The sequence below is a fragment of the Bacillus sp. UNC438CL73TsuS30 genome, from assembly GCF_000482325.1.
GTDB lineage: Bacteria > Bacillota > Bacilli > Bacillales > Cytobacillaceae > Neobacillus.
Genome location: NZ_KI535301.1, coordinates 72,968 through 86,636 on the forward strand (window position 1 = coordinate 72,968; position 13,669 = coordinate 86,636).

Genomic DNA, 13,669 nt, shown 5'->3' on the forward strand with positions numbered 1-13,669 from the left:
GCAGGAGAGGTAACCTAAAGAGGAACTAGATGACCGTTGAGGGCAGAAAAAGAAGAAGAGAGATAACCTAAAGAGGAACTACTTACAAAAAGCACCAGGTACTATTATTGGTGTTTTGTTAATTTCAGAAAGTCCTTTGCAACGGAGAGTGAAGCGCCTGGAATATAGACCAACTCCCAGTTTAACAAAGTAAAAAAAGTAAAAAGAACCTGTCAGTGTACAGGTTCCATTTTCGTTTCCTCATAACATTGAATTGCAGTATAAAGGAGCATACAATGTTCAAAGCTACTCGTATTGAGAGAGGTAATTTCGCTAATTTTTTCGAGTCGATAGATAATCGTGTTTCGATGGATAAATAGATTCCTAGATGCCTCACTTAAATTCATATTATATTGACAAAAACCGATAAAGGTAGATGATAAAATCTCATAATTATCCTGTTTGATCAAAGGGGCAATGAATTGTACCAGCTTATCCTTATATTCCGATGTCAGTTCCTTCGGCAGAAGCCTCCAGAGCATTTCCTGCTCATTATAAATATGAATTCCCGAATCCTGATTAAATTGCTTTCCAATCGACATGGCTTTCACGGCATTATGGTAGGATTCGGCAATACCACTTAAAGTGCTGCTGATATTGCCCGCAGAAATACCAGCGGTCACACCATATTTTTTTGCCAGAAACGTATTGATTTTTTCTAGTTTATTTGGCAAACCTTCCACTAAAGCTGAAAACGAGCGGGGATAAGGAAGTGCCTTGATGACGATTAACCGTTCCAGACTTAGAAATGAAATCATATCATCATTATTTTCTTGAAAAATTAATTGGAAAAAGCTTAAAAGCTCTTTTTGGAAATATTGCATTGGAAAGCTTTCATAAAAATCGTCTGTTCCTTTCTTCGTAGAAATCTTTTCAGAAAAATTATCGAGATCGATTAACAGACAGACCCGGTTGGTATATAAATCAAATTCAAGCAGTTTTGCCGATTGAAGAATTTGTTCATTGATGTCATTCATGGATTCACGATAGTGAATGAGTTGGTGAACAAACATTTCAACCATTTTTTCCTTTAGATCCACCATTTCCTTTCGAAAGGCTTCTTGGCACATCATTTCTACTTGATTTTTAACAAGCTGAACATATTTTTTAACTTCTTTTGGGTCGCCGACAATCCCAAGAACACCAATGACTTTATTATTAAATTTTAGTGGCGTCGAGACGCCTGGAAGAATTCGCTTTTCGATTTCATTTTTACAATTGACCACCGTATTTTTCCGGATGACTTCCAGGGAAGGCTGATGGAAGAGCCCAATTCGATTTTTATCGGTTGAACCAATAATGATTCCTTCTTTGTCCGTGATACTGATCGGATATTGCAAGATTTCACTCGTTTTTTCAACAATATCCTGGGCTATGTGTTCGAGGATTTTCATATCTTAAACTCCTTTCAATCAGCCAACGAAAGAGGTGATTTTTTAATAACACATGAATGACAAAACAAAATATCTCTATAATTTTACCATTTTTGCATTGAATGTACATTTTATTTAGAAAATTTAAAATTTTATTCTTTTAAAAAATCCGCAACCATAATTGGCAGCGGATGGGGATGGTATATTTAAAAAATTTCATTTAGGTCTTTATATCCATTATAACGGATATCAATACTTGTTATAGAGTGCTTAAAGTGGTTTTCTAGGGCCATTTTTAAATTGGATTCATCTTTATTTTGAATTAATTCTAAAATATAGCGGTGTTCATCGGGACTATAAGGTTCTTGACCTGTGTTTGAAAAAAATTCATCAAAAAGCATGAGGTAAATATTTGTTTGGTTGATCAGTCTCTCAATAAATTCATTTAAAAATGAATTATTACATTTTTGGGTAATAGCGATATGGAAAGCTTTATTGGCGTTTACAAAATCCTCTGAATGACGATTCCTTAGACTCTTTTTTTCATCCTCTATGATCTTCCTAATACTAGAATAATCATCTTCATCCATAACTAACATTGATTTCTGTACTGCTAAAAATTCCAATTTTGCACGTAATTCATATGCCTGAATAACCTCTTCTTTAGAAGGACTGGTTACAAATGCGCCGCGATTTGGTATCAAATCTACTAACCCTTCGATTGATAATTTTTTAATCGCATTCCGAATAGGGGTGCGACTTACGCCTAAAGTATTCGAAATATTATGTTCTACTAATTGTTTACCTGGTGCCAGCTGACGGCCTAATATTGCAGCTCTTATTTGGTCGTATACATGTTTCTCAACGGTTTTTTCTTTCATATGACTTTTCACCTACTCTGTTTTATTTTATCAAACCAAGTATCTTATAGCAATATAACAATATTTAAAATATTCGAAAAATATTGACAACTATATTAGTAGAGTATACACTTTAATTAATTGTACTACAATTTAGAACGACAATTTAGAACGACATTTTTTATTGAGAGAGGTGGAGCAATTCTTTTTTATGAAAGCGCTTTACCGATTAGTTAAAATACCAAGGAGGAATTTATATGAAAAAAGGTTTGTTATTAACGATTATTGGATTATTGATCATCGGTGTTCTATCAGCCTGTAGCGGAAAGGAAGCGAGTGGGAATAGTAAAAATAGTGTTTTGGACCGGGTAGAAAAATCAAAGGTATTAAAAGTAGGATTTGAAGGAACCTATCCACCATTCAATTTTTTAAATGATGATCAAAAATATGATGGTTTCGATGTAGACATCTCGAACGAAATCGCTAAACGTCTAGGTGTAAAGACGGAGTTCGTCGCTACAAAGTGGGATAGTCTTCTTGGCGGGTTAAAATCGGATAAATTCGATATTATTATCGGCCAAATGTCTGTAACCGAGGAACGTAAAAAGAGTGTTGATTTCACCAATCCTTATGTAGTGACGGGTTCAGTCTTAGTCACTAGAAAGGATACCAATAATATTACAAAACTAGATGATATTAAAGGGAAAAACGTTGGAGTTGGTGGGGGAACAACGTTTGAGGAAGTTGCAAAAAGTGTGGATGGAGCGAATGTAAAGTTATATAAATCTGTAAATGACTATATTGCGGATTTAGCGAACAAAAGATTGGACGTCATTATCAATGACCAATTATTAATGAGCTACAACATTAAAGAAAAGAATTTACCAATTAAAATCACAAGCGATATTCTAAATAAAGATGAAATTGGGATGGCAGTAAAAAAAGAAAATGGAGATTTTGTTGAGAAGGTGAATACCACCCTAGCTGATATGAAGAAGGATGGAACATACAACCAAATCTACAAAAAGTGGTTTGGTACAGAGCCATTAGAAAAATAAAGTATTGGGGTTTTGGACATTAATAAATGATTAATTAAAAGGTTAATAGGAGGTTGAAATGATGCGGGCTGTCGTTTTAGGAACAGGAATGATTGGAACAACAGTAGTGAGTGAATTGGTGAAGTTTTCAAATATTGAATCAGTAACAGCAGTCGATGCAAATCAGGATAGTGTGAATAAATGTTTGGAAATTGCCAATAACTCGAAAGTGATTGGGAAATGTACTTCTTTAGGAACGATTGAAGAAATCAAAAGTGTGTTACTAAATGCAGATGTTGCTGTTGCATGTCTACCACATTCATTAAGTTTACCGGCTATTAAAGCGGCAATTTCAGCAAAATGTCATCTGGTAGACTTAGTCGGTTCTAAAATTGAAGAAAAATTAGAATTGGATGAACAAGCCAAAGAAGCAGGTGTCATTATTATGCCGGGGTGTGGGGTTGCACCGGGTATTACAAACTTTTTGGCCGCACAAGGAATCGAAATGCTTGATGAGGCAGATGAAGCCGTTATGGTTTGCGGCGGTATTCCAAGATTTCCAAAACCTCCATTATGGTATCAGGTGGTTTTCCGACTTGAGAGTGTGCTTGGACTCTATACAAGACCGGCAAAGGCAGCTGAAAACGGGAAGCTTATAGAATTTCCTCCTCTTTCAGGTTTAGAAAAAATGACTTTCCCAGAACCTGTTGGGGCTTGTGAAGCCGTCATTACGGATGCGCATAGTACTGCCTATACACTAAAAGATAAAGTGAAAAAATTATATGAAAAAACCGTTCGATATGAAGGACACTGGGGGAAAATGGATACTTTAAAAGAATTAGGCTTTTTTGATGAGGAGCCAATTGAAGTGAATGGGAATTATTCAAGTCCACGTGCCTTTACAGAGAAAATATTGGTTCCGAATATGAAGGGAGAGTCAAAAGAGGATATTACGGTATTACGAGTAGAGGTTAGCGGTCTAAAAGCTGGACAGCAAGTGAAATATACATGGGAAATGGTCGATTTTTATGATCATGAGCGAAATATAACTTCTATGGCTAAAACGACCGCTCTCCCGGCAATGTTACTTGCCAATTGGATTGCTGCTAAAAAAATAAACGAAGTAGGGATTGTTCCCGTTGAAAATGTGATCATCGGGGATCGCTTCACCCCATTTATGGAAGAATTAAAAACTTTAGGAATTGACATTTCGTTTCGTGAAGAGGTTCTAGTATCGAATCGTTAATCATCCATAATTTTGCAGTTTCATAGATCGATGTTTGTTAGACTGGAGGAAAATTCATGGATTTTTCAATAATAATAGAATCCCTGCCAGCATTGTTACATGCGACATTAATGACGATTTTTTTAGCTGTAGTTTCCATTTTAATCGCTCTCGTCCTTGGATTTTTCACAGCATTGGCAAGGATATCCAACCTAAAACCTTTGGCCAAATTGGCTGCCTTTTATGTTTCCATTTTCCGTGGAACGCCATTACTTGTACAGGTATTTGTCATTTATTATGGCCTGCCGCAAATTGGTATCGAAATGGAACCGATCCCATCCGGAATCCTTGCGTTGAGTTTAAATGCAGGAGCATACTTATCGGAATCTTTTCGTGCTTCCATATTATCTATCGATAAGGGCCAAATGGAAGCATCGGTTTCATTGGGAATGACGTATGGTCAGGCCCTAAAAAGAATTATCTTGCCTCAAAGCCTTCGAATTGCGATTCCAACTATGTCAAACACCTTTATCATTTTAATTAAAGATACATCCTTGATCTCCGTTATTACCGTTACAGAATTATTGCAGATGTCATCATTACTCATCGCAAAAACCTTTGAACCATTAACCATTTATTTATTGGCAGCCGTGCTGTATTGGATCATTATAGCCTTTTTCTCAAACTTATTAGACAAACTTGAAAAACGTTCATCTCAGCATATAACAGTTGGCAATTGATATAAAAAACTTTGCAGGAAGGAGAGGAGAAATGAGTATCATCCAGTTACAAAACCTTAAAAAGAAGTTTGGCGATCTTGAAGTTCTTCATGGAATTGATCTTTCGATAAATAAAAGTGAAGTGGTTGTTCTGATGGGTCCAAGTGGATCGGGAAAGTCAACACTCTTACGGTGCCTTACATTTTTAGAAGAACCTACCGAAGGGATTATTAAAATTGGCAAGCATATGTTACCAGCAGGTGAAAAGCTTACTCGAAAACGGAAAAGTGAAATCAGGTCGTTACGGCAAAGCACAGGATTTGTTTTTCAGCAATTTAATCTATTCCCACATAAGACCGCCATTGAAAATGTGATGGAAGGACCAATGGTCGTACAAGGTGTTCAGCGTGAGGAAGCTAGAAAGTTCGCTCAGGCCCTTCTTGAAAAAGTTGGATTAGGAGAACGGTGTAACCATTACCCTTCACAGCTTTCAGGTGGGCAACAACAACGGGTGGCAATAGCAAGGGCGCTCTCCATGAAACCGATGGTGATTCTTTTCGACGAACCAACTTCTGCATTGGATCCTGAACTAGTTAGAGAAGTACTTCAGGTCATGAAGGATTTAGCGCAAGAGGGGATGACAATGGTCGTCGTAACACATGAAATGCAATTTGCCAGAGAGGTTGCTGATCGTGTCATTTTTATGGATGGGGGAGTCATTGTCGAACAAGGATCATCAGAAGAAGTTTTCAACCATCCAAAGGAAGAAAGGACAAAAAGATTCCTTATGAAGGTAATTTAAAAACTGTAGTAAACATGAATAGTTCAGCGTCCAACAAGTAGATTTATGCTGGGCGCTGAACGTTTTATGATCTTAAAATTGTAAATAATCAACAGACTCAGCTTGAGTTTTTACTTCCTTTTTAGTAAAAAGAATCGGTTTAAATTTCCAATCTTCGTACATTTTTACTTGGTCTTCGTAATGCTGGTGAACCGTACCATCTTTACTAATAAAACCAACTTGTCCTGGCGGGGTAATGTTAAACCCATACGGGCCTTTTTTGGTCAATTCCACATAATGATTTTCACTTCCTCGATTCATTACGGGAATGGGTATATCAGAACCCAAACCATGTGGAAATCCAATAAATGAACTTCCTCCAAATGTTGTCGTCCGTACTTTGGTTAACCATTGATCCATATTTCCGTTATACTTTGTTTCTAGTTGGTTCAATGCCTGATCCAAGCTAGTAAGAATCAACTGGTCGCGGTTTTCCCCGTTTAGCCAATTATAGTAAACTGGGCTTTTTGAATCTTTTCCTTGGAAGACTCTTAAACACAAGCCGCAGCCATATGCTTGATCAATCGTATCCTTCAGGTCTCCGTAACTATCTCCAAGATTTTCTTTAAATAAATTGTCGACAACATCTGACCACCACGCCTCGAAAATCGTTATAGCCTGCCTATCATAATATCCATCCTTATCCAAATCTTCATTAAGATTATTCCAATTTTGCAGGTATTGATAAACCTGATTGTATGTTGGATTTTTATCGATATTTTTCTTAAGTGCGTCTAATAAATAAGGTTTAAACCACTTTGTTCGCAAATTCGCAAGACTAGCATGATAATTGAAGTCATTGATTTTATCTAGTGTGATATGATCTGCTGCTTTTGCTTGATCAATATATTGTTGTACCCGATGGTCTGCTGTCCATTTATAACTTAATTCCCCATTTGTCCAGTTTGGTGCAGGTTTATTATTCCAATTGGCAACAAACCCACTTTCCGGATTAATCACATGAGGGTTATTTTTTGGATTTAAGTACCCTTTCCAATCGTATTCACCCGTACCTGGAGTGGGGAGCCTTTGATCAATTCGCTTATCCCGGTTTGGAATTTTTCCAACATGGAAATATGCAATATTCCCTTGTTTATCAGCATAATGCCAGTTAAGGGACATCGTAAATTTTCTGGCAGTTTTTGCGAAATCATTTAAATTATGTGCATAGTTTGATTCTAAATAGGCGGACCAGCTTTGACCCTCTGTTCCGCGGAATGCCCAAGCCTTACTGTAAGCTGTATGACTTTTTTCATCTAAATCGATGACAGGGCCGTGTACGGTTTCGTAAAATACTTTTTCTACCGTTTTCGTTTTCCCATCGTCGGTGCGAACGTCAAAGGCTTCAACCCGCTTTTTCATATTCGTCCATTTGCCTTTGTAAAAATATTGATGAGGATTCTGCGGATTTAATTTTTCACTAAAAAGATCGACTACATTGCCGTATCCCGCTGTAGCTGTAAAGCCCATCTGCTTCGTTGCACCAAACATAATAAAAGGGTAGCCAACAAAGGATGAACCTTCAATGTCAAGCCCAGGGGCGTGCAAACCAACCTCATAAATAAAACCAGGAGCCGATAAACCTACCTGAGGTCCTCCGAAAACCATGGCATTTCCTGATTTTGATTTTTTCGGACCAACCACCATAGCATTACTTCCGACTTTTAATGGGATTCCAAGTTCGTGGGCAGCGGCTTCGAACTCTTTACGTTGTTTAGAGATTTTGCTGCCTGCTTCAATAGCCGCCTGTGAAACTTGTTTTTCCGTTTTAGGCTGTTGTGTTTGAACTGCCGCTTCCCCGCTCATAATGCTTGTCGGTGCTGTAGGGTCATTAACAGGATAAATATCGTTAAACATTTTTTCAGCTTTTTCAGATCCATATTGTTGTTTTAATTTAGATAAAACTCTAGCATTTTCCAATTCTTGTTCCTCATCCATAAAGACGGTCATAGAGGACATGAATAATCGTAAAACGTCAACATCAGACCACATTTCTGGTGTTACATGATAATCATGAAACTCTTTTGATAATAAATGATCCGGATTTTTTAAAGCTTCTTTCACATATTTGTTGATCCCTTCTGCAAAATAGTTCATGACCTTTTGGGAAAAGGGATCCATTTTCGAAATGTTTTCTTTTATTTGCTGATCATTGTAACCGTCTCTACGCATCCTCATATCAAAGTCTAAATATTTTTCTCCGAATATGGAAGATACGTTTCCCTCATTGCTACGACGAAACATGACGAGTTGAAATAAGCGGTCTTGTGCCATCACATATCCATAAGTTCGATAGAGATCCTTGGTTGATTTTGCGTATATATGGGGAACACCGTAATGGTCTCTCACTATTTTTACGCTATGATTATTTTTTGTAATACTATGTTTTTTTGGTTGTTTGGCAATTGCTTGTGTTGATGAAAAAAAGAGAAGAAAAATAATTGCCAAAGATAGAATCCTTTTAAACATCAAATACCCCCTTTAATTTTATGATCCCTACTAATATGTAGTATTTGTAAGATGTCCTTAATTTCCCCCCTATTTTTATATATAACACCTGACAAACGAAGTATAAATTATTGTTATAATAAAGTGAAGAAAATTCAGTTAATTTTTAAAAATTGGTAACATTTTACTGTGAAAATAAAACTAGATAAAAGCCAGCTTTTCACTTTTTATATATCAATTGTATGTCAAGACAAGAGTAAGAGAGCTAATGGTCCAATTAAACATTATGATGTGAAATATACATAAATTTAAGTAAGAATTTATCGCGAATTTTTAGGAGGATTGCACAAAAGCCTTTCTCACAGCAAATGTTTTTCGAAGAATTTAGTGAAACAACACAAAATCCTCGACCCATGAATTCTTTTTTTTAGTTAAACTGTACATATGATTCAGAATATTTTTAATTTACAATTACCTTATGTTGAAAAAGGAAAAAGGAGGTTATGTGCATGAACAATAAAGAAGTAAGAGTAAGTGAAAATCTTAGTGAAGCCCATACATTGCCCTCATGGCTCTACACCAAGCCTGAAGTTCTTGAAGTAGAGAAAAAAGAAATCTTTTGTAAAACCTGGCAGTACGTTGGTCATATTAGTCAAGTAACAAAGCCAGGTGATTATTTTACCACTGAAGTGGCCGACCGCCCGATTATTGTGAGTTGCGGACAGGATGGGGAAATCCATGCTTTCTACAATGTCTGCACACATCGTGCGGCAAAGTTAGCAGAAGGAGAGGGGAATAAACAAGTCTTTACCTGCCCCTATCATGCATGGACCTTTCGGACAGACGGTTCTCTATTAAGAGCGCCAAATATGGGCGGATGTGAACATTTTGACTACCAGGATTTTTGTTTAAAAACAATCCAACTAGAAATCATCCAATCTTTTATTTTTGTCAATTTAGACCCCGATGCTCCTTCCATGGTATCTCAATTTCCGGATCTGTTTAAACATGTAGAAAAATATGATCTGAGCAAACTCAAGAGAATTCGCGTAAAAGAAACGATTTGTAAATCGAACTGGAAAATTGGGATTGATAATTACTTAGAATGCGACCACTGCTCGATTGTTCATAAAACTCTAGTTTCTAAGCTTGATATGAAACTATACGAGATGGAGATGCAAGAATACTATTCTTACCAAGGCACTCCGTTAAAAGGAAAAAATAGTGACTTTGGACTTGGTCAAGGGGGCAGATATTATTGGCTCTATCCAAATACGTGGTTCTCTTTCGATCCTGGTCCTGCAAATCTATCAATCCACCAATCGATCCCAATCGATCATAAAACGACCAAGTATGTTTACAATACTTTTTTTATGACCGATGAAATTTCGGAAGAAGAAGAAGAACTAATGGCAATGGATCAATTGGTCAGAAAAGAGGATTTAGATATTTGTGAAGTAGTCCAAAAAGGGATCGAGACCGGAGCCTATACCCAAGGCAGATTTTCCCTTACTGAAAATTTAGTTCATCAATTCCATTTACTGCTGCAAAGGGATTTAGAAACAGTTTTGCCGCTGCAAACTGCCAATCCATCCAAGACTTTTTAAGAGATAGAAATATCTCTTAATCATCACCTCTGTGTAAGCGCTTCCTTAATCATAATCATTTTGTGGAAGATGGGTGAGATAATGGAAAATAAAAAAGTAGAATTGAAACGGGCGATGAAGAGCAGGCACTTATTTATGATGTCTCTAGGTGGAATCATTGGGACGGGCCTGTTTCTTGGGTCTGGGTACGCAATCGGTGAAGCCGGTCCATTAGGAGCAATCCTAGCCTATTTAGTCGGCGGCCTTCTCATGTATTTAGTCATGGTTTGTTTAGGGGAATTATCCGTTGTTATGCCAGTATCCGGGTCTTTCCAAGCCCATGCAACAAAATTTATAGGACCTGCTACCGGGTTTGTGGTCGGCTGGGTCTACTGGCTGAGCTGGGCTATGTATGTAGGGCTTGAATTTACAGCAGCCGGTGTACTAATGAAGCGATGGTTTCCAGATGTTCCGGTTTGGATTTGGTGTGCAATTTTTATCGTCCTTCTCTTTTCTATTAACTCTCTTACGACCAGAACCTTCGCCGAAACAGAGTATTGGTTTGCGGGAATTAAGGTTTTAGCTGTCATTATGTTCATTCTTGTTGGATTAGGAGCTATGTTCGGAGTAATTAGTCTGAAACATGAATCCACCCCATATTTTACCCATTTTCTAGGCGATGGCATGTTCCCTGCCGGTATGGTTGGTGTTTTCGTCTCAATGATGAGCGTCATTTATGCTTTTCAGGGCTCGGAAATTATGGGAGTGGCAGCAGGTGAAACGGAAGAGCCAGAAAAAAATATTCCGCGGGCGATTCGCAATATCGTTTTCCGTATCTTAATTTTCTATGTATTAGCCATGTTTGTATTATCTGCCCTTGTTCCATGGAAAAAGGCTGGTGTTCTAGAAAGTCCGTTCGTTACTGTTTTTGATATGGTAGGGATTCCTTATGCAGCAGACATTATGAATTTTGTCATTTTAACCGCGATTCTTTCCGTCGGTAATACTGGACTGTTTGCTTGTACGCGTGTGATGTTTTCATTAGCTGAAAATGGAATGGCCCCGAAAGCGCTTGGCAAAATTAACAAACGTGGAATTCCTTTTAATGCTTTATTAGTAACCTTAATTTTTGCGTTATTATCACTTCTAACTAGTGTTGTGGCAGCTGATACATTGTTTGTTGTTCTATTGGCTGTCAGTGGAATCGGTGGAACGCTGACCTGGTTGGCGATAGCAGTTGCCCAAATGGGATTCCGAAGACAATATATTAAAAATGGCGGTAAAGTGGAAGATTTGAAATATAAGGTTCGATTCTATCCATTTATCCCGATTCTCTGTATTATCATGTGTTTGTTCATTTTCGGCTTTATGGCATTTGATCCAACACAACGTGCATCGTTATATTGGGGATTTGGCTTTATTGCTGCCTGCTACTTATATTATTACCTTTGGTTCAAACGAAGAAATATCATGCTGCCCATTCATCAGGAAACCAAAGCGATTGGGATTGAGACGGAAGAGATTTAACAATTGGATTGGGAGGATGGATGAATGGAAAATGAAAAAGATTTTGATGTGATCATTATCGGCGGTGGATTTTCGGGGGTTACCGCTGCTAGGGAGTTAAGGCAATTAGGACATCGTGTTCTGATTTTAGAGGCTCGCGATCGTCTAGGCGGCAGAACATGGGTGGACAGCCGGCTAGGTTCTGAGCTTGAAATGGGGGGAACCTATGTCCATTGGCATCAGCCGCATGTTTGGACAGAAATTACCCGCTATGGCCTGGAACTAGCTACTGGCCCAAAGACGGAACAAGTCTATTGGATTGCTGAGGGGAAGAAGCATTCTGCTCCAGCGGCTGAATTTAAAAATAAGCTCAGGAACACGGTTGAACGGTTAATGAGCGAGAGTATGAAATATATGCCTCTGCCATTTGAGCCATTACAATCACCTGATTTTAGAGAATTGGATGGAGTTACAGCGGCCCAGTTTATGAAGGATTTTGGCCTCACACAAGAGGAATATGATATTTTGCACGGCTGGGTTGCCTCCGACTACTGCGGTGCACCTGAAGAAGGAGCAGTAACACAAATCTTCCGCTGGTGGATTTTTTCACGCGGAAATTGGGATACCCACAGTGCCATGGTATCGAGTTACCGGTTGAAAAAGGGGACGAAGGCTTTGGTGGAGTCCATTGCAGAAGATTCTGACGCTGAAATCAAGCTATCAACCGTTGTGAAAAAAATCGAGCATGATGAAGATTCTGTTGAAGTTACGACATTAGATGGTTCTTCTTTTACGGGAAAAGCAGTCATTGTCACCGTACCGCTTTCAACACTCCAGGATATTGAATTTGCACCAGCGCTTTCTTGTGAAAAACAAGCTTCATCTAAGGAAGGGCAAACTTCGAAAGGGGTAAAAGTATGGGCACTTGTAAAAGGGAAGTACGACCCATTTGATGCTCTTGCCCCAGGCAGTTATCCGTTAAATTCGGTTCACGTGGATCGGTATGCGGGTGATGATACGATTGTGGTTGGGTTTGGACCAAGCGCGGCAATGCTTAGCCCAACTGATAAGGCAGGAGTGGAGTCAGCATTAAGGCATTGGATACCGGATATTGAGGTGCTAGAAAGTACCGGTCATGATTGGGTAAATGATGAGTTTTCCAGGGAAACCTGGCCGATGTTAAAGCCGAACCAGTTGACCACTTATCATAAGGAATGGAATACGCCGGAAAATAATGTGTTTTTGGCGGGGACTACTTATGCAAATGGCTGGGCGGGCTTCATTGATGGAGCGATTGAGAGCGGGATTACGACGGGGAGAAAGGTGCATAAACACCTGACGCGCGAGAAGGCACGTAATCAAATGTTTCAAATAAAGTAATATAAGAAGGAAATACACGGATTTTTGGTCCGTGTATTTTTTCTGCGATTGGGCTCAGTTGATTGACGGTTTCATTGCCCGAATGGGATTTGGATTGAAGGGAAGGGTAAAAGAGAAAAGGTTTAATGGGACAGGATATTTTAAAATGAAAAATTATCTTGCTTAAATGTGTTAATGATGTTAAAGTATAAAAGTCGCTGAAAAACAAACGGTTTTTAGATGACACAATCAAAAAAAAAGATGTTGACATATTAAATGATATGTTAGTATAATAATAAAGTCGCTTCTGAGCGATCGATTAAAAAATGAGTCAACTTGCTCTTTGAAAACTAAACAAACAAAAACGTCAACAAACAATAATAATCATGTTTCTTCTATTATATAGAGAACATGAGCCAACGTAACAAATGAGCTATATCAACTTTCTTGGAGAGTTTGATCCTGGCTCAGGACGAACGCTGGCGGCGTGCCTAATACATGCAAGTCGAGCGAATCAATAGGAGCTTGCTCCTGTTGATTAGCGGCGGACGGGTGAGTAACACGTGGGCAACCTGCCTGTAAGACTGGGATAACTTCGGGAAACCGGAGCTAATACCGGATAATCCTTTTCCTCTCATGAGGAAAAGCTGAAAGTCGGTTTCGGCTGACACTTACA

10 protein-coding genes and 1 rRNA gene are annotated in these 13,669 nt (G+C 38.3%); 8 read left to right on the forward strand and 3 right to left on the reverse strand.

Going from position 1 to position 13,669, the window contains the following annotated elements; genetic code table 11:
• Positions 1–212 precede the first annotated feature (212 nt).
• The gene (locus M028_RS0128830) at positions 213–1,433 is read right to left on the reverse strand and encodes a CdaR family transcriptional regulator (protein ID WP_026576923.1); all 1,221 of its coding nucleotides are present in this window, start codon (positions 1,431–1,433) and stop codon (positions 213–215) included.
• Between the two features lie 185 nt (positions 1,434–1,618).
• Positions 1,619–2,293: a GntR family transcriptional regulator gene (locus tag M028_RS0128835; protein ID WP_026576924.1), complete on the reverse strand. Its 675-nt coding sequence runs from the start codon at positions 2,291–2,293 to the stop codon at positions 1,619–1,621.
• A 236-nt stretch (positions 2,294–2,529) separates the two neighbouring features.
• On the opposite strand from M028_RS0128835, the gene M028_RS0128840 reads away from it, so the two are divergent.
• The 4 genes from M028_RS0128840 to M028_RS0128855 all read left to right on the forward strand — a co-directional run bounded on the left by M028_RS0128840 (position 2,530) and on the right by M028_RS0128855 (position 6,055).
• On the forward strand, positions 2,530–3,330 hold the full coding sequence (locus tag M028_RS0128840) for a transporter substrate-binding domain-containing protein (protein ID WP_026576925.1): 801 nt from the start codon (positions 2,530–2,532) through the stop codon (positions 3,328–3,330).
• Between the two features lie 61 nt (positions 3,331–3,391).
• Complete coding sequence (locus M028_RS0128845; RefSeq protein WP_026576926.1) at positions 3,392–4,555, forward strand: saccharopine dehydrogenase family protein; 1,164 nt, start codon at positions 3,392–3,394, stop codon at positions 4,553–4,555.
• A 56-nt stretch (positions 4,556–4,611) separates the two neighbouring features.
• Positions 4,612–5,274, forward strand: a complete 663-nt coding sequence (locus M028_RS0128850; protein ID WP_026576927.1) for an amino acid ABC transporter permease — start codon at positions 4,612–4,614, stop codon at positions 5,272–5,274.
• Between the two features lie 37 nt (positions 5,275–5,311).
• Complete coding sequence (locus M028_RS0128855) at positions 5,312–6,055, forward strand: amino acid ABC transporter ATP-binding protein (protein WP_026576928.1); 744 nt, start codon at positions 5,312–5,314, stop codon at positions 6,053–6,055.
• 72 nt (positions 6,056–6,127) lie between these two features.
• Here the strand turns inward: M028_RS0128855 and M028_RS0128860 are convergent, their stop codons facing one another.
• Entirely contained in the window at positions 6,128–8,563 is a 2,436-nt protein-coding gene (locus M028_RS0128860) for a penicillin acylase family protein (RefSeq protein WP_026576929.1), read from the reverse strand.
• 488 nt (positions 8,564–9,051) lie between these two features.
• On the opposite strand from M028_RS0128860, the gene M028_RS31340 reads away from it, so the two are divergent.
• The 4 genes from M028_RS31340 to M028_RS0128880 form a co-directional block, all read left to right on the forward strand.
• Complete coding sequence (locus tag M028_RS31340; protein ID WP_035425035.1) at positions 9,052–10,149, forward strand: aromatic ring-hydroxylating oxygenase subunit alpha; 1,098 nt, start codon at positions 9,052–9,054, stop codon at positions 10,147–10,149.
• A gap of 81 nt (positions 10,150–10,230) precedes the next feature.
• A complete protein-coding gene (locus M028_RS31345; RefSeq protein ID WP_197031492.1) occupies positions 10,231–11,655 on the forward strand; it encodes an amino acid permease in 1,425 nt (474 codons plus the stop codon).
• Between the two features lie 24 nt (positions 11,656–11,679).
• Positions 11,680–13,014: a flavin monoamine oxidase family protein gene (locus tag M028_RS0128875; protein ID WP_026576930.1), complete on the forward strand. Its 1,335-nt coding sequence runs from the start codon at positions 11,680–11,682 to the stop codon at positions 13,012–13,014.
• A 423-nt stretch (positions 13,015–13,437) separates the two neighbouring features.
• Positions 13,438–13,669, forward strand: a 16S ribosomal RNA gene (locus M028_RS0128880); the annotation flags it as partial.